The sequence below is a fragment of the Paraburkholderia susongensis genome, from assembly GCF_900177725.1.
Lineage (GTDB): Bacteria > Pseudomonadota > Gammaproteobacteria > Burkholderiales > Burkholderiaceae > Paraburkholderia > Paraburkholderia susongensis.
In genome coordinates this window covers 263,329-281,248 of record NZ_FXAT01000001.1, presented here as the reverse complement: position 1 = coordinate 281,248, position 17,920 = coordinate 263,329, and the positions used below count along the sequence as shown (strand labels likewise).

The 17,920-nt window shown below is 63.7% G+C and carries 17 protein-coding genes and 4 tRNA genes; 14 read left to right on the top strand and 7 right to left on the bottom strand.

Annotated features, from left to right (window positions below):
• The first annotated feature begins 42 nt into the window (after window positions 1-42).
• The 5 genes from B9Z01_RS01265 (at window position 43) to B9Z01_RS01245 (ending at window position 3,954) form a co-directional block, all read left to right on the top strand.
• Window positions 43-1,230, top strand: coding sequence for an acyl-CoA dehydrogenase family protein (locus tag B9Z01_RS01265; RefSeq protein WP_085480449.1), 1,188 nt, complete (start codon window positions 43-45; stop codon window positions 1,228-1,230).
• Window positions 1,227-2,393 (top strand): thiolase family protein, encoded by a 1,167-nt coding sequence (locus B9Z01_RS01260; protein ID WP_085480448.1) that lies wholly within the window; start codon window positions 1,227-1,229, stop codon window positions 2,391-2,393. Before B9Z01_RS01265 ends, B9Z01_RS01260 begins: the two co-directional genes overlap by 4 nt.
• 61 nt (window positions 2,394-2,454) lie before the next feature.
• The gene (locus B9Z01_RS01255; protein ID WP_085480447.1) at window positions 2,455-2,940 is read left to right on the top strand and encodes an FAS1-like dehydratase domain-containing protein; all 486 of its coding nucleotides are present in this window, start codon (window positions 2,455-2,457) and stop codon (window positions 2,938-2,940) included.
• Window positions 2,937-3,365, top strand: a complete 429-nt coding sequence (locus tag B9Z01_RS01250) for a MaoC/PaaZ C-terminal domain-containing protein (protein ID WP_085480446.1) — start codon at window positions 2,937-2,939, stop codon at window positions 3,363-3,365. The genes B9Z01_RS01255 and B9Z01_RS01250 overlap by 4 nt, the downstream gene beginning before the upstream one ends.
• A 61-nt stretch (window positions 3,366-3,426) precedes the next feature.
• Window positions 3,427-3,954 (top strand): flavin reductase family protein, encoded by a 528-nt coding sequence (locus B9Z01_RS01245; RefSeq protein WP_085480445.1) that lies wholly within the window; start codon window positions 3,427-3,429, stop codon window positions 3,952-3,954.
• 17 nt (window positions 3,955-3,971) lie between these two features.
• Here B9Z01_RS01245 and B9Z01_RS01240 read toward each other — a convergent pair whose 3' ends face one another.
• The gene (locus B9Z01_RS01240) at window positions 3,972-4,844 is read right to left on the bottom strand and encodes an IclR family transcriptional regulator (protein ID WP_275937483.1); all 873 of its coding nucleotides are present in this window, start codon (window positions 4,842-4,844) and stop codon (window positions 3,972-3,974) included.
• 891 nt (window positions 4,845-5,735) lie between these two features.
• Here B9Z01_RS01240 and B9Z01_RS01235 point away from each other — a divergent pair.
• The 5 genes from B9Z01_RS01235 to B9Z01_RS01215 all read left to right on the top strand — a co-directional run bounded on the left by B9Z01_RS01235 (window position 5,736) and on the right by B9Z01_RS01215 (window position 6,950).
• A tRNA-Glu gene (locus B9Z01_RS01235) sits at window positions 5,736-5,811 on the top strand.
• Window positions 5,812-5,914: 103 nt separating this feature from the next.
• Window positions 5,915-5,991, top strand: a tRNA-Asp gene (locus B9Z01_RS01230).
• Window positions 5,992-6,052: 61 nt separating this feature from the next.
• Window positions 6,053-6,128 (top strand) — tRNA-Glu (locus B9Z01_RS01225).
• Window positions 6,129-6,231: 103 nt separating this feature from the next.
• A tRNA-Asp gene (locus tag B9Z01_RS01220) sits at window positions 6,232-6,308 on the top strand.
• Window positions 6,309-6,485: 177 nt separating this feature from the next.
• A complete protein-coding gene (locus B9Z01_RS01215; protein WP_085480443.1) occupies window positions 6,486-6,950 on the top strand; it encodes a GNAT family N-acetyltransferase in 465 nt (154 codons plus the stop codon).
• 17 nt (window positions 6,951-6,967) lie between these two features.
• On the opposite strand, the gene B9Z01_RS01210 is transcribed toward B9Z01_RS01215, so the two are convergent.
• On the bottom strand, window positions 6,968-7,867 hold the full coding sequence (locus B9Z01_RS01210) for an AraC family transcriptional regulator (protein WP_085480442.1): 900 nt from the start codon (window positions 7,865-7,867) through the stop codon (window positions 6,968-6,970).
• A 151-nt stretch (window positions 7,868-8,018) separates the two neighbouring features.
• Here B9Z01_RS01210 and rraA point away from each other — a divergent pair, with 151 nt between their 5' ends.
• Window positions 8,019-8,513, top strand: a complete 495-nt coding sequence (gene rraA / locus B9Z01_RS01205) for a ribonuclease E activity regulator RraA (protein ID WP_085480441.1) — start codon at window positions 8,019-8,021, stop codon at window positions 8,511-8,513.
• 39 nt (window positions 8,514-8,552) lie between these two features.
• Window positions 8,553-8,954, top strand: a complete 402-nt coding sequence (locus tag B9Z01_RS01200) for a gamma-glutamylcyclotransferase family protein (RefSeq protein ID WP_085480440.1) — start codon at window positions 8,553-8,555, stop codon at window positions 8,952-8,954.
• Window positions 8,955-9,140: 186 nt separating this feature from the next.
• Here the strand turns inward: B9Z01_RS01200 and aceB are convergent, their stop codons facing one another.
• Both aceB and B9Z01_RS01190 read right to left on the bottom strand, forming a co-directional pair.
• On the bottom strand, window positions 9,141-10,733 hold the full coding sequence (gene aceB / locus B9Z01_RS01195; RefSeq protein ID WP_085480439.1) for a malate synthase A: 1,593 nt from the start codon (window positions 10,731-10,733) through the stop codon (window positions 9,141-9,143).
• An 88-nt stretch (window positions 10,734-10,821) separates the two neighbouring features.
• A complete protein-coding gene (locus tag B9Z01_RS01190; RefSeq protein WP_085480438.1) occupies window positions 10,822-11,673 on the bottom strand; it encodes a (S)-2-haloacid dehalogenase in 852 nt (283 codons plus the stop codon).
• Between the two features lie 150 nt (window positions 11,674-11,823).
• Between B9Z01_RS01190 and B9Z01_RS01185 the strand changes: the two genes are divergently transcribed.
• Both B9Z01_RS01185 and B9Z01_RS01180 read left to right on the top strand, forming a co-directional pair.
• Entirely contained in the window at window positions 11,824-12,726 is a 903-nt protein-coding gene (locus B9Z01_RS01185; RefSeq protein ID WP_085480437.1) for a LysR family transcriptional regulator, read from the top strand.
• A 145-nt stretch (window positions 12,727-12,871) separates the two neighbouring features.
• Window positions 12,872-13,306, top strand: coding sequence for a universal stress protein (locus B9Z01_RS01180; RefSeq protein ID WP_085480436.1), 435 nt, complete (start codon window positions 12,872-12,874; stop codon window positions 13,304-13,306).
• Between the two features lie 346 nt (window positions 13,307-13,652).
• On the opposite strand, the gene aceA is transcribed toward B9Z01_RS01180, so the two are convergent.
• The 3 genes from aceA to B9Z01_RS01165 form a co-directional block, all read right to left on the bottom strand.
• Window positions 13,653-14,957, bottom strand: coding sequence for an isocitrate lyase (aceA, locus tag B9Z01_RS01175; protein ID WP_143808821.1), 1,305 nt, complete (start codon window positions 14,955-14,957; stop codon window positions 13,653-13,655).
• Between the two features lie 452 nt (window positions 14,958-15,409).
• Window positions 15,410-17,029, bottom strand: coding sequence for a DEAD/DEAH box helicase (locus B9Z01_RS01170; protein WP_085480434.1), 1,620 nt, complete (start codon window positions 17,027-17,029; stop codon window positions 15,410-15,412).
• Between the two features lie 560 nt (window positions 17,030-17,589).
• The gene (locus tag B9Z01_RS01165) at window positions 17,590-17,859 is read right to left on the bottom strand and encodes an acyl-CoA-binding protein (RefSeq protein WP_085480433.1); all 270 of its coding nucleotides are present in this window, start codon (window positions 17,857-17,859) and stop codon (window positions 17,590-17,592) included.
• Window positions 17,860-17,920 lie beyond the last annotated feature (61 nt).

Genomic DNA, 17,920 nt, shown 5'->3' with positions numbered 1-17,920 from the left:
GCGCGTACGTCGCCTTCGTCAATCTAGTCTTCGAGAGTTTTCATGGATTTTCAGCTTACCGAATCGCAGCGCGAACTGATCGATGCGACCGAGAAATTGTGCCGGCAGTTGCTCCCGCTCGCGAAGGAGGCCCACGAGGCCGAGACGAAGGGCGACTTCGCGCCGTTGCAAAGACTGCGCCGGCAGATGGCCGAAGCAGGATTGCTGGCGCTGAACATGCCGCAGGAATACGGCGGGGTCGGCTTGCCCCTGCTGGAAACGCTGTTGCTGATCCAGACCATCCAGCGTGTCGACTCAACTCTGGGTGGCCTCGCGCACCGCACGTCCACGGGGGCCATCGGCGCCGTGCTCGAACTCGGTACCGAGGCGCAGAAGTCGCGCTTCGTCGGGGGCGTTGCGCGCGGCGAGATCGGCGTGTCCATCGGCATCACGGAGCCGGATGCGGGATCGGCGGCGACGGCGATGAAAACCCGCGCCCGTATCGAGGGCGACGACGTGATCATCAACGGCCAGAAGATCTTCATCAGTGCCGCCAAGGGGCATCACTACACGATGCTTTACTGCCGCTTCGGCAACACCGGGCGCGCGAGCGACATCGGCGCGATCATGGTGCCGCACGACGCGCCTGGATTCTCCTGCAGCGGCGGCACGCTGAACATGGCGGGCGAGCGGCAGTACGAGCTGTACTTCGACGACTGCCGCGTGCCGAAGGCGAACATTCTTGCCGAGAGCCGCGCGTTTGCGAAGCTCATCAGCGTGTACAACGTTGAGCGTCTCGGCAGTATCTCGCGCATGCTGGGTTCGGCGCAGGCCGCGTTCGAGTTTGCGTTGCAGTACGTCCAGGAGCGCAAGCAGTTCGGGCGCGAACTGGCCGACTTCCAGGGACTGCAATGGATGCTGGCCGACATGAAGGTCAAGCTCGAAGCGGCCCAGATGCTCACCTACCGGGCAGCGTCCAATACGGCGAGCGGACTGCCTTCGCCGCTGGAGACGTCGGTGGCGAAGGTGTACGTCGCGCAGGCGGCCAAGGAGATTTGCGACGACGCGATTCAACTGCTCGGCGGCTACGGCTACATGGCGGAGTACCCCGTCGAGGGGCTGTATCGCGAGGTGCGCGGCGGATCGATCTACGGCGGCACGCTGCAGATCCACAAGAACATGATCGCGGGCCACCTGCTCGGCCGGAAGAACAGTCAATGGGCGGCCAGGTCCGGGGAGTCCGGGGAATGAAAGTCTCCGCGCTTGCCGGCCGGGATCCGGTCATCGTCGATGTCGTGCGAACGCCTGTCGGGCGTCGTAATGGAGCGCTGAGGGAGTGGCACGCCGCGGCGCTGCTCGCGCAGGTCCTCGCGGCGGTGTTGGCGCGCAACGGGTTGCCCGCCGATGCGGTCGACGACGTGGTCGCCGGTTGCGCCACCCAGGTGGGCGAGCAGGCGGGCAATATCGCGCGTACCGCGCTGTTGATGGCCGACTTCCCCGTGAGCGTGCCGGGCACGACGGTGCAGCGTGCCTGCGGATCGTCGCAGCAGGCGATTCACTTTGCCGACAACCTGATTCGCAGCGGCACGTGCGACGTGGTGATTGCCGGCGGCGTCGAGCTCATGTCGACGACGCAGGGCGGCAACGACGACACGCGCTACGGACGTCGTTACCCGGAGTCGCTGGTCGAGCGCTTCTCGATGCCTTCCATGGGCATTGCCGCAGAACGCATCGCCGCGCACTGGAAGCTGGAGCGTCCCTATCTGGACGAACTCGCGTTGCGCAGTCACACGTTGAGCGCTGCCGCCCACGATGCCGGCCGGTTTGCCCGGCAACTCCTGCCGGTGACGGGTGTGGATGGGCAGGCAGTGACGCGGGACGAGGGTGTGCGTCGCGATACGTCGCTGGAGAAGCTGGCCTCGCTCAAGGCGTCGTTCCGCGAGGACGGCAGCGTGACGGCAGGCAACGCGAGTCAGGTGTCCGATGGCGCGGCCGCCGTGCTCCTGATGACAGCGGCGAAAGCGCGCGAGTACGGACTGCGTCCGCGTGCCGTCCTGCGTGCTCAATTCGTGGTCGGCGTCGATCCCGCGATGATGCTGACCGGCCCGATTCCGGCGACGCAGCAGATCCTGGCGCGCAGTGGGCTCGCACTTGCGGACATCGATCTGTTCGAAATCAATGAGGCCTTCGCGTCTGTGTTGGGTGCGTGGCTGGCCGAGATCAAGCCTGATCTGTCGCGCGTGAACGTGAACGGCGGCTCGATCGCCGTGGGCCATCCGCTCGGCTCGACGGGCGCGCGGTTGATGGCCGGACTGGTCGACGAACTGGAGCTGCGCGGCGGGCGTTACGGACTGCAATCGATGTGCTGCGGTGGCGGGCTGGGAACCGCGACCATCGTGGAGCGCGTCGAATGACAGCCTGCGCAGCGCGGCAAGGCGAGCCGGGAACGACGAACGAGGAACGAGGGGCGTGACGATGACTGAAGTCGACCGTTCACTGATTGGCACGAGTGCGCCGCCGTTTCTGGTCGAGGTGGAGCGCGGCGCGATTCGCAAGTTCGCCGATGCGATTGGCGACGACAACCTCCTGTACCGCGATGACGCGTTTGCCCGCCGTCACGGTTACGAGGGCATCGTGGCGCCGCCGACATTTCCGACCTGTTTTCGTGCGCCGCAGGACCCGCCGTGGATCGCGGCGCTCGACCGGCGCCGCATCGTTGCGGGCGAAATGGGCTTTCACTACCACCGGCCCATCGTGGCGGGCATGCGATTCGAGTGCCGGCTGCAACTGGTCGGTATCGACGACAAGGACGGCGCCCGGGGTGCGATGTCGCTGCTGCGTCAGGTGATGTCCGGGTATCGGGTGGACAACGACGGCGTGGCGCACGAGTGTGTGTTCGCGGTGCGGCGCACCACCGTCTATCGATCGGCGCAGCAGGTCGCGTCGAGGAGTCTGGCATGAATGGCACGCATCTCCTGCACGCGCGCATCGGCGACACCTTCGCGCTCTCGTTGCCGGCCGTGACGACGACGCAACTCGTGCGCTACGCCGGGGCGTCAGACGACTACAACCGCATTCACTACGACCAGGGCTACGCACGGGAAGCGGGGCTGGGTGGCGTGATTGCGCACGGGATGCTCACGATGGGATTCATGGGGCGTGCCGTGTCGGATTGGGCCGGGCCCGCTGCGGCAATCATCGACATCGAAGCGCGCTTCAATGCGCCCGTGCGGCCCGGCGATGTTGTCATGGTGCTCGGCACGGTGTCCGATTGTTCGCCCGGTAGCGATGGGCGACGACACCTGCGCTGCGACATCGTGGCGCGCGTCGGGGAGAAGACGGTCGCGAGCGGGGCTGCCGTGGTGGCCGCCCCGCGCGCGCACTGATCGCAGTCCGAATGAATCGCCGTGCCGGTTTTCGCGCGCGGTGCGAGGAAACGAGATAGCCATGACGTCTTTCGAGGAGGCTTCCGTGAATGCCACGTTTGATGCCAGCCATTTTCGTCACGCTTTGGGACGTTTTGCGACCGGGGTGACCATTGTCACGACCACGATGCCCGACGGCACGCCCGTGGGCCTGACGGCCAATTCCTTCAACTCGGTTTCGCTTTCACCGCCGCTCGTGCTGTGGAGCATCAACAAGCGCTCGCGCAGTCTGGAGGTGTTCGAGGCATCGGGGCGTTTCGCGGTCAACGTGCTGTGTGCGGATCAGATGCCGCTCGCCGCGCGGTTCGCGTCGTCGGTGCCGGATCGCTTCGAGGGCGTCGAGTGGCGCAGCGGCCGCGGGGGCATGCCGCTCTTCGACGGTTGCGTGGCCTGGTTCGAATGCAACCTCACGTTCAAGTACGAGGGTGGCGATCACTTCATCTTTGTCGGTGAAGTGGTGGATCTCCATCATTGCGACAGAGTGCCACTGCTCTATGCCGGTGGCGCCTATGGCGTACCGACGCCGCATCCGGATCTTGCGCTGGGGTGATACCTGCCGTTGACGCGTTATTCCCAGCGCAGCGACTCGGCTTCCAGCTTCTTCTCGAGGGCGCGCACTTCCTTTTGCAGTAGTCTCGCCATTTCCACGCGTCGTGCGCCCGAGAGCCGCGACTCGATCGCGGCGATGCTGATGGCGGCATAGGGCGTGCCCTGACGCGGGCGGATCGACAGACCGATCGCCGAGACGCCTGGCAGCACGTCTTCCTCATTGATCGCGTAGCCGGCTTCGGTCGATACCGCGATCGCCTTTTCCAGGCGCGCTTGAGCGAAATTGCCGAACGTCGTCAGGCGTCCTGCGTTGGTTGCCATGACGCGCGCGCGCTCGTCGGGCGGCAGCGAAATGAGCAATGCGAGGCTGCCTGCGCCGATACCGAGCGGTCGGCGTCCGCCGATTTCAAGCGTGCGGGTCTGGATCGGGTACCCACCTTCGAGCAGATCGATGCACACCGCATCGAGTCCGCTGCGCACCATCAGGAAGACGGAGTCGCCTGACTTTTCGGCGAGCGTCTGCAGCGTGGGCTGACATAGCTCTCGCAGGCTGAAATGCGGCGACGCGGCGAGGCCGAGTTCGTACACGACGTGACCGAGATGGTAGTGCCGTGTGTCGCGGTTCTGCATCAGCATGCCTTGCGCCACGAGGCCCTTGACGATGCGATGCGCGGTAGGGCGCTCCAGCGAAAGGGCGTCGGCGATGTCGGACAGGCGCAGGCCTTTCATGCCGTGCGCGGCGACTTCGCGCAGAACGGTGACGGCCCGATGGATGCTTTGAGTGCCTAGCGGCGGTGTGTTACCAGCGGTTTTTTCTGGTTGGCCGGCAGCGCTCGCGTTGGCTTTCGGTTTGCGAGCCTTGGGCGCTGTTTCGACGCTTTTTGTGGGCACGGTGGAAAGTGGAGCAGAAGAGTGAGCGCGATTGGAGGCCGAGACACGGCTCGTTGGATAGGGGCTTTCGATTTCCCCGTCCGTTTATCGAGATCCTACTATAACCATTCGCCACGCAACGAGACTTGTGCGGTCCATTCGCATTTGAGTGACGAAGACGCTGTGTCGATCTGGAGCGTGTTCATTGCAGCCTGGACGCTGATTGAATCAATCGCGTGGAATGCATTGCAGGATTGAGCGGGTGCATGCATGTCGAAAGCAACGGGGATAGACGCTCTCCGTTAAAAGACCTGGACAACGTTGTGCCGCTGGTTGGACATGCTGGTCCAGAATGCACTCGAATCCAGAGTGAGTCATCACGGTTCCGCGGGCATTGAGAAAGCTTCCCATTGGCTGCCGACCCTCTCAACGTAGACAACGAGCCGGAAGAAGGGCGCTGCGGCTCGCCTGTTTTCAGGTCGGCTATCGAGAAGATCCCAAATAATCCTGGTAGGGCAGTGACGGAAAAGCAGTGACGGAAAATTCTTGCGCATCGTGGAGATGTCTGCTTATAATCTCGTTCTCTGCTTCTGAGCGCTTCGAAACAAGGTGCTTACGGTTGTTTTGAAGCAGGATGTTGCTGAAAAACATCAAGTCGTGGATGATGTACCCAATGCGTACCTGGTGGGTCAAGAGTTCGCCGAAGCGTTGGTGGACAAAGGATTGAGGAAGCTTTTCGATCCTGCTTACCCGCCAGAGTAAAGTGGTTGCGAAGTCTGGAAGTTGTAGAGAAAAGACTTCACAAATCGCTGAAATATAGTTAGAATAGCGGTCTTCGCAGTTGACGAAACGAAATAACTGACCAGTTAGCGTAAGTTGGCAGCGAGTTAAAGACAGATCTGAAAAGATTATGTCCCCTTCGTCTAGAGGCCTAGGACATCACCCTTTCACGGTGAGTACAGGGGTTCGAATCCCCTAGGGGACGCCAAACATCAGCGTCGCTTTAGTATTCGGGTTAAAGCCCGGCAGGTAGTAAAGCAACGCAGCTTGCAGAGAATTAACCGACGCTCGCAAGCTAGGGTGTAAAGACTGGAGTGGTAGTTCAGTCGGTTAGAATACCGGCCTGTCACGCCGGGGGTCGCGGGTTCGAGTCCCGTCCACTCCGCCAGACAAAGCCCGTTCACACAAACCTGAACGGGCTTTTTCATTAAAGGTGTAAGCAGTACGTTGTCCCCTTCGTCTAGAGGCCTAGGACATCACCCTTTCACGGTGAGTACAGGGGTTCGAATCCCCTAGGGGACGCCAGACATCAGCGTCGCTTTAGTATTCGGGTCAAGGCCCGGCAAGTAGTAAAGCAGCGCAGCTTGCAGAGAATTAACCGACACTCGCAAGCTAAGGTGTAAAGACTGGAGCGGTAGTTCAGTCGGTTAGAATACCGGCCTGTCACGCCGGGGGTCGCGGGTTCGAGTCCCGTCCGCTCCGCCAGATTTGAGAAAGCCCACTTCGGAAGAAGTGGGCTTTTTTATTTTGGCCATCTGATTTTGGCCGCTTGCTGTCTGCGCGTTGCCGCGCACCGCCTCCAGGCAGGCTCGGGACAAACAGCCATTGCCAGCACACGCGGCCTGTTTTACCGTTGATCCGACTCATCCTCGCGTTCCCGTCATGTTTGATCCCACCGAAGCTCCGTCACCGTTTCATCTGCGCAATGCCAGCATGGACGATTTCGAGTTTGCCGAGGCGCTGACGCGCAACAACATGGGCGGCTACTATCGCCGGCATCATCTGGTCTGGCGCAGCGATCTGTTTCTCGGCAGCTGGCGCGAATCGGAGAATTTCATTCTCGAAGTGGACGGCGTGCCGATGGGCGTGCTGCGCATTACGGAAGAGGGCGATTCGCTGCATATCCGCGACGTGCAGATTGCCGAGGGTTATCGGCGACTCGGTGCCGGCACGTATCTGCTCGACATTTCGCATCAATGGGCGCGTGAGCGCGGACTGCGCGAGCTGCAACTACGCGTGTTCGTCGACAATCCCGCGGCGCGGCTGTATCAGCGCAAGGGTTATAGGCTCGCCGGGCCGCGGCTCGCGCAACTTGGCGCGATTCGTCATCTGGCGCGGCGGGTTTGAGGCGGGGTTTGCGCCATTCAGCGTCCCGCAACGTCCGCCGGGTCCGCGCGATTCTGTGCCGTTTCTGCGTCCGCGCGCGTATCGTCAGGCTCGCCGTTGTCCACGCGATGCTCGGCGCCTCGCTCGATGAACGCACGCGGACTCGCGCCGAAAGCGCGGCGGAACATCGCGGAAAACGCGCTCTGACTCTGATAGCCCAATTCCTGCGCCACATGCGAGAGCGGCCGTCCCTGGCTTAACAGCGGAATGGCGCGCGCGAGAATCGCCTGCTGGCGCCATTGCGAAAAACTCACGCCCAGTTCCCGGCGGAACAGCCGCGCGATCGTGCGTGTGCTCGCGCCGACGCTCGCCGCCCATTGTTCGAGCGACTCGCCGTGCGTCGGGTCCGCGATCACCGCTTCGCACAGCACGCGCAGGCGTTTTTCGTTGGGCATCGGTACGGACAGCGGCAGCGGCTCGGAGCACGTCAGCTCGTCGAGCGCGAGCGCGCCGAGCAACTGCTCGCGCGCGGCGGACAGACCGGGCATGTCGAGCGCGGCGATCACTTCGCGCAGCAGGTTCGATACTTCGACGACACGCGGTGTATCGAGCCCGGCCGGTACGGCGCTTTCGGTGATGTAGAGCGTGCGCAGGAACGCGTCCTCGACGGCGACCACTTCGTGCGTCACGTGTGGCGGCACCCAGATCGCGCGCGAAGGCGGCACCATCCACGTAGTGCCGGTCGTCGCGACACGCAGCACACCGCGCGACGCATACGCGACTTGCGCCCACGCATGCGTATGGCGCGGGATGTGCCAGCCCGCAGGCATCGGTCGCGAGCGCACGCGGATCGGGTGCGTGCTGGTCGGCTCGAACTCGGGCGGAATATCGGCGAAGCGCACGAGGCTCGACAGATCTGAGTCGGCGGACGAAGTCATGGCGAAACTCGGTTCGGATAACGGAGTGCGGCTGGCGAGCCGGCCGCCGCAAATTACCGCGGGACTCATCATTGTAGAGGCGCTCGTCCGGCGTTGCCGGCCTTCCATCGTTGCATAATGTCCCGATTGCCATGAGCCTCAAGGAGAAACCATGAGCTTTGCTACCGCGGACCTCTGCGACGCGCACGAGAACCTGTTGGCACTCGGCACCTTGCGCGTGCTCGAACCGGTCTTCCATCTGTTTAGCCGTACCGCGTACTTCAGCGGCCAGGCGGTGACGCTGAAGGTGTTCGAAGACAATGCGCTCGTGCGCGCCACGCTCGAAGAAGAGGGCGCGGGCCGCGTGCTGGTCGTCGACGGCGGCGGCAGTCTGCGCTGCGCGCTGGTCGGCGGCAACCTCGCGGAGATCGCGCAACAGAACGGTTGGGCGGGCATCGTCGTGAACGGCTGCGTGCGCGATTCGCTCGAGATCAATGAACTCGACGTCGGCGTGGCGGCGCTCACCACCTGTCCGCGACGCCCGCAGAAGCGCGGTGCCGGCGAACGCGACGTGCCGGTGAGCTTGCCCGGCGCGCTCGTGCATCCGGGCGAATGGATCTACGTGGATCTCGACGGTGTGCTCGTCGCGAACGTGGCGCTGGATTGAAGCCGCACCCGAACTTTCAACCAGGGAGACCTGAGAACGATGCAGACCGTCTTTGTCTACGGCACGCTGCGTGCCGGTGAAGCGAACGATATCAGCGAAGCCGCGGCGCGCAACGACGTCCCGGCGCCGACCCTGCTCGGCAGCGCCACGGTGCGCGGCCATCTATTCGATTTTGGCCTGTATCCGGGACTCGTCGTCGATGAAGCGGGCGTCGACGTATGCGGCGACGTCTACGAAATCGACGACGCGCTGGTCGCCGTGCTCGACGAAATCGAAGCCGTCTACCCGGGCGTCGAGGATCGTTTCCTTGCCCGCGAGGTGATGGTGAAAGTGGACGGCAACGTCGTGAACTGCCGGTTCTATCCGGTCACGCCGGGCGCGGTGAAGGGGCTGCCCGAGATCCGATCCGGAGATTGGGTCGAGTATCGTCGCACGCGTTGACTGAATGAATGCGCGCAGGCGCGGCGCGCTTGTGCGAAAGCGAAGCCCCAAAAAAACAGCGCGCCACTTACCCACATGGCGCGCTGTTCATCGATCCACCGAATCGAGGCAGGTCACACAATCACGCAGCCCGGACGGTCAACGAACCGCCCGCCCGTCCTGCCCGTGCCCGCCTCACCCCCGCACTCAAAGTTCCTCGTAAAGCGGCAACGTCAGAAAATCGGTGAATTGCTCGGCAGTCGACATCTGCTCGAAAATCTGCGCCGCGCGCTCATACGGTTTCGTGTCACCCCCCACGCTCTGCTTCACCTTGGCGAGCTCCTGCGCCGACAGCTCGCGCACGAGTTCGACCGTCACCTTGCGGCCGTCGTCGAGCTTGCCCTTCGGCGAGCGGATCCACTGCCACACCTGCGAGCGCGAAATTTCCGCGGTGGCCGCGTCCTCCATCAGATTGTGGATCGGCACGCAGCCATTGCCCGCGAGCCACGAACCGAGGTAGTGAATCCCGACATTGATGTTGTTGCGCAGACCCGCTTCGGTGATCGGCGTTTCCGGGCGGAAGTCGAGCAGGTCGGCCGCGATGACGAGCACGTCGCCGCGCTGCTTGCCGATCTGGTTCGGTTTGTCGCCGAGCACTTTGACGAACTCTTCCATCGCGATGGGCACGAGGCCCGGATGCGCGACCCAGCCGCCGTCGTAGCCGTCGCCGGCATCGCGCGCCTTGTCGGAGCGCACGCCGCCCATTGCTTTTTCATTCGCGGCCGGATCGTTCTTGATCGGAATCAGCGCGCTCATGCCGCCGATCGCCGGTGCGTTGCGGCGGTGACAGGTCTTCAGAAGCAGCAGCGCGTACGCGCGCATGAACGGCGACGTCATCGTGATCTGCGAGCGATCGGCGAGACAGAAGTCGCGGTCGCTCTTGAACTTCTTGATCGCCGAGAAGATGTAGTCCCAGCGTCCCGCGTTGAGACCCGAGCTATGTTCGCGCAGCTCGTACAGAATCTCGTCCATTTCGAACGCGGCGACGATCGTCTCGATCAGCACCGTCGCGCGAATCGTGCCGCGCGGCACACCGACCGCCTCCTGCGCGGCGACGAAGATGTCGTTCCACAAACGCGCCTCGAGATGGTTCTCCATCTTGGGCAGATAGAAGTACGGGCCCGAGCCGCGCGCAATCAGCTCCTTCGCGTTGTGAACCATGTAGAGCGCGAAATCGAAGATGCCGCCCGACACGCGCTTGCCGTCCACCTTCACGTGCTTCTCGTCGAGATGCCAGCCGCGCGGACGCACGATCAGCGTCGCGGTCTTGTCGTTCAGCTTGTACGATTTGCCGTTCTGTTCGAGCGAAATCGTGCGGCGCACGGCGTCCTTCAGATTGATATGGCCGGTGATCTGGTTGTCCCAGCTCGGCGCATTCGAATCCTCGAAGTCGCTCATATAGGAATCCGCGCCCGAATTCAGCGCATTGATGATCATCTTGCGCTCGACAGGACCCGTAATCTCGACGCGCCGGCATTGCAGATCGTGCGGCAGCGGCGCGATGCTCCAGTCGCCTTCGCGCACGCTCTTCGTTTCGGCGAGGAAGTCGGGGCGCTCGCCCGCATCGAGCCGCTTCGTGCGTTCGACGCGCGCCTGCAGCAGTTGCTGGCGGCGCGGCTCGAACGTGCGATGCAGCGCGGCGACGAGTTCCAGCGCTTCACGCGTGAGGATCGCTTCAAAGCCGGGCTTGATCTCGCCCGTGATTTCCATGCCCTGCGGCAGCGACAGTAAATTCGTCATGTTTTCTCCTTGGTCGGTCAGATTGCAGAAATGCGGATGTTGAAAAGTAGTGGGTGGGTGTATTGCCAGATGGCTGCGGTAGCTGCCGTCAGGCGCGCGGGCCGGCGCGCTTGCGGGTGCCGCCGCGTTGCTTTTTCAGGTGACCGTCATTGGGCGAAGGCGCAGAAAGCGTTTGCAAAAAAGCCAGCAGATCGTTCATCCCGCTGCCCGTGCCATGGGGCGTGACGCCGAGTTCTTCGAGGGGCGCGTTCTGCCGGTTGAGCCAGAACGTCGTGAAGCCGAACCACGTCGCACCCGCCACGTCCCAGCCGTTCGACGACACGAAGACGATCTCGCGCGCCGCTGCGCCGAACGCTTCGGTGCCGAGCGCATACGCGGCGGGCGAGGGCTTGTAGGCACGCACCGCGTCGACGGACAGCACGTGATCGAAGAGGGCGCTCATGCCCGCGCTTTTGACCGCGATGTCGAGCATCTGCGGATTGCCGTTCGAGAGGATCGCGAGCCCGGCGCGTGGCGCGGCCGTTGCAGTAGCCGCGCCCGATGCTGATTCCGAGTCCGAGGCTGAACCGGGGGCCGGTTCGCGCAACGCACGCAACACGGGCACCGCATCGGGGAACGCGGACAGGCACGCGTATTCGTCCATCAGACGTTTTTCGGCCGCGCGGCCCAGCGTGAGTTGCAGTTTTTTCGCGGCAAAACGCAACGCGTCGAGCGTGATGTCCCAGAACGGCCGGTAGTGTTCGCCGGGCGCTTCCACGTGCGCGGCGAGCGTGCGCAGTTGCGTGTATTCGATCTGCTTCTGGCGCCACAACTGCGAGAGCGCGTTGCCGTGGCCGGGGAACAGTTGCTCCGCGGCGGCGATCACCGAATGCACGTCGAAAAGCGTGCCGTAGGCGTCGAAGATTACTGCTCGCGGGAAAGGTGTCGTTGTGGCCGACATTGCCGTGCACTCCTGTCAGAGGTCGGGGTCGATTGTATTGGTGGTATCAGGGGTAAAAAAATAGGCTAAAGATCACTTGATCTTTTACTTTCATATACCTAATCTGACGCGCATGCTCACTTTTCCACCTCGTGGCGGCACGCATCAGTCATGGACCGTTTCAAGCAGATCGAGACTTTCGTCACCGTTGCCGCCAGGGGCAGCCTCTCCGCGGCGGCGCTCGCCGAAGGCGTCGCGCCCGCGATCATCGGCCGGCGCATCGATGCGCTCGAAGAGCGTCTCGGCGTCAAGCTGCTCGTGCGCACGACGCGCAAGCTCACGCTGACTTTCGAAGGTTCGGCTTTTCTCGAGGACTGCCAGCGCATCATTCACGACATGCAGAACGCCGAGGCGAGCGTGTCGGCGGGCGGCGTCAAGGCGAGCGGCCATCTGCGGCTGTCGGCGCCGGCCGGTTTCGGGCGCCGGCATGTCGCACCGCTCGTGCCGGCGTTCACGGTCGCGCATCCGGACGTGTCGATTACGCTCGATCTGTCCGACCGGCTCGTCGATCTCGTCAACGAAGGTTTCGACTGCGCGGTGCGACTGGGCGAATTGCCCGATTCGTCGCTCGTATCGCTGAAACTCGCCGAAAACCGGCGCGTGTGCGTCGCGTCGCCCGCGTACCTGAGCCGGCGCGGTGCGCCGCGCAGCCTCGCCGATCTCGCGCGTCACAACTGCCTCGCGCTCGGCGCGAGTGCGAACCAGCAACGCGGGTGGATGTTCCAGCAGGACGGCAAGGTCGTGTCGATCAAGGTGTCCGGCACGATGGAATGCTCGGACGGCGCGGTGCTGCATGAATGGTGTCTCGCGGGGCACGGGCTCGCGTGGCGCTCGTGGTGGGAGATCGGCGCGGAGATCTCGACCGGCCGGCTCGTGACCGTGCTCGACGAATTCGCCGCGCCGCCGATCGGCATTCACGCGGTGTTTCCGCAGCGCCGTCATTTGCCGCTGCGGGTGCGGCTGTTTCTGGACTTTCTCAAGCATACGTACGGCGAACCCGGTTATTGGGATTGACGGGTTGCCGGTCCCGATATCCAGACAGACCCTCGGCCGATCCCTACCCACATTCCCACGCACTACAATCGATTGGAGCAGCCTGCATGCCGGGCTTCGTTGAACGCTGAAGCCGCGCTGCGCGCAGCCGGCGACGGAGGGCATCATGTTCAGCCACATCCTGGTTCCGACCGACGGTTCCGACCTGTCACGCAAGGCCATAGCGGGCGCGATCGATCTCGCCCAGGCCGTCGGCGCGCGCGTCACCGCGTACGCGTGTCTGCCGCAATATCCGTACTCGCCGTTCTCCGACGTGGTGGTCGAGCCGCCCGCCGAGTTCCTGCAGCGCAGCGAGCGCGAAGCGCGCGTGCATCTGCGCGAGGTCGAGCACGCCGCGCACCGGGTCGGCGTGCACGTCGACAGTCGCACGAGCGTGCATCCGGCGCCCTATCTCGGCATCATCGAGGCGGCCGAGCAGGGCGGCTGCGACGTGATCTTCATGGCCTCGCATGGGCGGCGCGGGCTCGGCAGCCTGCTGATCGGCAGCGAAACGCAACGGGTGCTCACGCATACGAAGATTCCGGTGATCGTGTATCGCTGAACGCCGTGTGGGCGTAAAAAAACGCGCCAGCCGCGAAACTGGCGCGCCCATAGTCGCCGCACGATGCGCTGTGCGAGCTTTTCTCCGCTGCTGCGATTGTTTCTTGCCGAACCTGGCCGCCGGCCGCTGGGTGCCGGATGGGGTGCCGATTTTGGACCGGCTTCGGATTGACTGCCCGAGCGCGGCGGCGCGGTTCCTCCCTATGACGGCGACTCTCTGACGGAGCCGCCTGCCGTTTGCCAGTCGTGTTTGCCGACCGTGTTTGCCCACCGTTACTGCGATCAGGCCGCGGGACCGGCAAGGCGCCCGGTCCGCGTGGCCTCGACTTCCAACTGCACTCTCAGGTTCAGGCGACCTTCTTGTCGAAGAACTGCTCGTTCTCCGTCGAACCATGCAGCGCGGTCGTCGACGCTTCGCGCTCGACGGTCTGCGTCACCGCGTCGAAGTAGCCGGTGCCGACTTCGCGCTGGTGCTTCACTGCGGTGAAGCCCTTCTCGGCCGCCGCGAATTCCGCCTGCTGCATTTCGACGAATGCGGTCATCTGGTTGCGGGCGTAGCCGTGTGCGAGGTTGAACATCGAGTAGTTCAGCGCGTGGAAGCCGGCCAGCGTGATGAACTGGAACTTGTAGCCCATCGCGCCGAGTTCGCGCTGGAACTTCGCGATCGTCGCGTCGTCGAGGTTCTTCTTCCAGTTGAACGACGGCGAGCAGTTGTACGACAGCAGCTGGTCCGGGTACTCCTTGTGGATCGCGTCGGCGAATTTCTTCGCGAACTCGAGGTCCGGCTTGCCGGTTTCGCACCAGATCATGTCGGCGTACGGCGCGTACGCGAGGCCGCGCGAGATCGCCTGGTCGAGGCCCGGCTTCGTGCGGTAGAAGCCTTCCACCGTGCGCTCGCCGGTCAGGAACGGGCGGTCGTTGTCGTCGACGTCCGAGGTGACGAGGTCGGCGGCTTCCGCGTCGGTGCGGGCGAGCAGCACGGTCGGCACGCCCGACACGTCCGCGGCGAGACGCGCGGCGGTCAGCTTGGCGACGGCTTCGCGGGTCGGCACGAGCACCTTGCCGCCCATGTGGCCGCACTTCTTGACCGAGGCAAGCTGGTCCTCGAAGTGCACGCCCGACGCGCCCGCTTCGATCATCGCCTTCATCAGTTCGAACGCGTTCAGCACGCCGCCGAAACCGGCTTCCGCATCTGCCACGATCGGCGCGAAGTAGTCGATGTAGCCTTCGTCGCCCGGATTCTTGCCTTCCGACCACTGGATCTGGTCAGCGCGCGTCAACGTATTGTTGATGCGCTTGACGACGAGCGGCACCGAGTTGGCCGGATACAGCGACTGGTCCGGGTACATTTCGCCCGCGACGTTCGCATCGCCCGCCACCTGCCAGCCCGACAGGTAGATCGCCTTGAGGCCGGCCTTGACCTGCTGCATCGCCTGGTTGCCGGTCAGCGCGCCGAGCGAGTTGACGAACGGCTCGCTGTTCACGGCGGCCCACAGCTTCTCCGCGCCGCGCTTCGCGAGCGTGTGCTCAACCTGCACCGAGCCGCGCAGACGGACCACGTCTTCCGCCGAGTAGGTGCGCTTCACGCCTTTCCAGCGCGGATCGGTTTCCCATTGCTGCTGGAGTTGCTTCACTTGCTGTTCGCGGGTCATGGTCATGATGTGCTCCTTCTGTGCCTGTTATGGAGGATGGGTGACTCTGTCTTCTCGAAGCGTCGGGCCCGGCTGGGCGTTTTGTTCCGTGAAGTCTTATATAAGAGTCTAGGCAAATCGATGATCGCGTGACAGGCGCCGCAAAGCGTTTTTCCAATATTTATTGTTCAATGAAATCAATGAATTGAATCTGTCGTTTCGTATTGAGAAACGATATTTTCCATATTGCAATAGGCGTCTTGTGCCTTGCAGCATGATTTTTTACGACGCAAAAAATTTTTTCATATCGTGAAATTTGGGGTGGGCGAACAATGGACGAAAAAAAACCGGTGCCTGAGCACCGGTTTTTCCTGGACTGACGGACGGCGTGCAGCCGTCCAGGTCTTTCAGCGTATTGTGTGCAGCGAAGTGATGAGCTCTGGTGAGCCCAACCTCGCCGCAATCAGCACCGCTTAGCTGCCGCGGCGGGCCGAACGCGGACCGTCGTTGCGGCGCGCGCTGTAGCCGTCACGCGAGCCGTAGCCTTCGCGTGCTGCGCCGTAACCTTCGCGCGAGCCGCCGCCGGCCGGCTTGTTACCCCAGCTGTTGCCATTGCCGTTGCTGTTGCCGCTGCCGCTGCCGCTGCCATTGCGCGAGCCGCTGCCGTAGCCGCCCGGCTTGCCCGAACCGCTGCCGAAGCGCCGGCCGCTGTTACCGCCCGGACGGCCGCGGCCGCCAAAACCAGGACGGCCGTTACCCGACGGCGGCGCCTTGCGCGGCTCGAAGCCTTCGACGACGTTGACCGGCAGCGGGGTGCGCACGAAGCGCTCGATGCGCTTGAGCGCACCCTGTTCTGCGTGATGCACGAGGCTCACGGCGACACCCGAGCGGCCCGCGCGGCCGGTACGGCCGATACGGTGCACGTAGTCTTCGGCGAACTTCGGCAGATCGTAGTTGAACACGTGCGTGATGCCGGGGATGTCGATACCGCGAGCGGCGACATCCGTTGCCACCAGCACGCGCACGCGGCGCTCGCGCAGCGCGCGGATCGTGCGGTTACGTGCGCCTTGCGGCAGGTCGCCGTGCAGCGCAGCCGATTCGAAACCGGCGTCGGCAAGACGGCCCGCCAGTTGGTCCGCGTCCATCTTGGTGGCCGTGAAGACGATGGCCTGGTCGAGGCCGGCGTCGCGCAGCAGATGGTCGAGCAGACGATCCTTGTGATCGCGGTCGTCGACGTAGTGAACGGTTTGCGCGATGTTGGTGCGCTGCTCCATACGCTGGATGATCTCGATGCGCTCCGGATCCTTCAGCAGACGGCCGGTCAGCGAGCCGATCTTGCCGTCGAGCGTGGCCGAGAACAGCATGGTCTGACGCGTGGCCGGCGTTTGGGCGACGATCGTTTCGATGTCGTCGATGAAGCCCATGTCGAGCATGCGGTCGGCTTCGTCGAGCACGAGGATCTGCAGTTGCGACAGATCGATGCGGCCGCGCTCGAGGTGGTCGATCAGACGGCCCGGCGTGGCGACGAGAATTTCGGGGTTCTTCGCGAGCAGCATCAGCTGCTGGCCATAGGCGACGCCGCCGAGAATGCTGACGGTGCGCAGGCGCTTCAGATGCTTGCCGTAGGTTGCGGCGGCGGTCGTGACCTGCATCGCGAGTTCGCGGGTCGGGGTCAGCACCAGCATGGTCGGACGCGCGACCGGCTGCGGACGGCGGCCACGGCCACCGTCGGCCGGACGCGGTTCGCGCGGCTGGCTCGTCTGCGTCTTTTGCAGCTGCGCGAAACGCTCGATGGCGGGCAGCATGAACGCAGCGGTCTTGCCCGAGCCCGTGGGGCTCGAAACCAGCAGGTCGCGGCCGGCGATGGCAGCGGGCACCGCGCGTTGCTGTACCGGCGTCGGATGCTCGTAACCAGCAGCGGTCAGCGCGGAGACGACTTCCGCGGACAGACCGAGCGACGCGAACGACGGCTTGGCTTCAGCCGGCTCGGCTGCCGCGGGTGCCGTGGGTGCGGCAGGTGCAGCGGATGCGAGACCGAGTGCTTCGTCGGCGATGGCGTTCAACGGGCTGCTGGAGGAATTGCTCGAAGTCATGTGAATCCTTGAAAACGATCCTGGGGAATCAGGGAGTTAAAACGTCAACGCCAATCGGCATACCCAAGTCGTCGGATTCAGCGAGCAAAGAAGCAGCGAGCAAATCAAAAAACGGGGGCAGCTCGCGACAATAAAGGCGAGCTTTTCGTTAGAAGCTGTATCGGATGCGACATGCCAACACGGCGTGCCGCCAGCCTGGGACTTGATGCCCGTAGAGGGCTAGGCAGGAGGGGACAGGTTCTAAACTGGATTGGAGCTAAACGCTACGAGACGCCGCGCCGCCAGGGCCGCTCGAAAAAGCAGGCATAGCGATGAAGCGCAGGCAGCATTATATCGGAATTTGTTGCACTGCGCCACTATTCGGATCTGTCGGATCGGAAAAGCGCGCGGGAACAGGTAGGGCGGCCGGGGAAGCGGCGGCCGGAATTCGCGCTTATTGGCGGTGCCATTGGGTGCCATTGGCGGTGCCGGAATCGCCGCGAGGCCGCTGCATCATACAGGGCGGCCATGTTGCGGCGGTGTGGCGGTTGCGCTGAGGCCGCGCTAAAGCCGCAAGCGTGTCAGGCTGCGGCGCCGCTCTTCAGCGACTCGACGAGCTCGACGTATTGCTGCTTCGCAGCGTCCTGCGCGGTGCCCTTGAGCGCCGCCCACGCGTCGTACTTGTATTTGCCGACGATGTCGGTGAAGCCCGGCTTGTCGCCTTGCACGTCGCCTTCGCTCGCCTGCTTGAAGAGCGCGTAAAGACGCAGCAGCGTGAGGTTGCCCGGACGCTCCGGCAACTGCTTGACGTCTTCCTGGGCTTGCGCGAACTGGGTGTCGATATCGGTCATGGCTGTATGGCCCGCCGGGCGGGCTCGAATGAGGTTGGCCGAAGATCATAACAATTGCCTG

Bases quoted from the DNA above. Each gene is read 5' to 3' on its own strand.
- B9Z01_RS01170 (WP_085480434.1), bottom strand. From the start codon at position 17,029: ATGACTTCGAGCAATTCCTCCAGCAGCCCGTTGAACGCCATCGCCGAC.
- B9Z01_RS01215 (WP_085480443.1), top strand. From the start codon at position 6,486: ATGTTTGATCCCACCGAAGCTCCGTCACCGTTTCATCTGCGCAATGCC.
- B9Z01_RS01180 (WP_085480436.1), top strand. From the start codon at position 12,872: ATGTTCAGCCACATCCTGGTTCCGACCGACGGTTCCGACCTGTCACGC.
- B9Z01_RS01200 (WP_085480440.1), top strand. From the start codon at position 8,553: ATGCAGACCGTCTTTGTCTACGGCACGCTGCGTGCCGGTGAAGCGAAC.
- B9Z01_RS01245 (WP_085480445.1), top strand. From the start codon at position 3,427: ATGACGTCTTTCGAGGAGGCTTCCGTGAATGCCACGTTTGATGCCAGC.
- B9Z01_RS01250 (WP_085480446.1), top strand. From the start codon at position 2,937: ATGAATGGCACGCATCTCCTGCACGCGCGCATCGGCGACACCTTCGCG.
- B9Z01_RS01165 (WP_085480433.1), bottom strand. From the start codon at position 17,859: ATGACCGATATCGACACCCAGTTCGCGCAAGCCCAGGAAGACGTCAAG.
- B9Z01_RS01260 (WP_085480448.1), top strand. From the start codon at position 1,227: ATGAAAGTCTCCGCGCTTGCCGGCCGGGATCCGGTCATCGTCGATGTC.
- aceB (WP_085480439.1), bottom strand. From the start codon at position 10,733: ATGACGAATTTACTGTCGCTGCCGCAGGGCATGGAAATCACGGGCGAG.
- B9Z01_RS01255 (WP_085480447.1), top strand. From the start codon at position 2,455: ATGACTGAAGTCGACCGTTCACTGATTGGCACGAGTGCGCCGCCGTTT.
- B9Z01_RS01210 (WP_085480442.1), bottom strand. From the start codon at position 7,867: ATGACTTCGTCCGCCGACTCAGATCTGTCGAGCCTCGTGCGCTTCGCC.
- rraA (WP_085480441.1), top strand. From the start codon at position 8,019: ATGAGCTTTGCTACCGCGGACCTCTGCGACGCGCACGAGAACCTGTTG.
- B9Z01_RS01265 (WP_085480449.1), top strand. From the start codon at position 43: ATGGATTTTCAGCTTACCGAATCGCAGCGCGAACTGATCGATGCGACC.
- B9Z01_RS01185 (WP_085480437.1), top strand. From the start codon at position 11,824: ATGGACCGTTTCAAGCAGATCGAGACTTTCGTCACCGTTGCCGCCAGG.
- aceA (WP_143808821.1), bottom strand. From the start codon at position 14,957: ATGACCCGCGAACAGCAAGTGAAGCAACTCCAGCAGCAATGGGAAACC.
- B9Z01_RS01190 (WP_085480438.1), bottom strand. From the start codon at position 11,673: ATGTCGGCCACAACGACACCTTTCCCGCGAGCAGTAATCTTCGACGCC.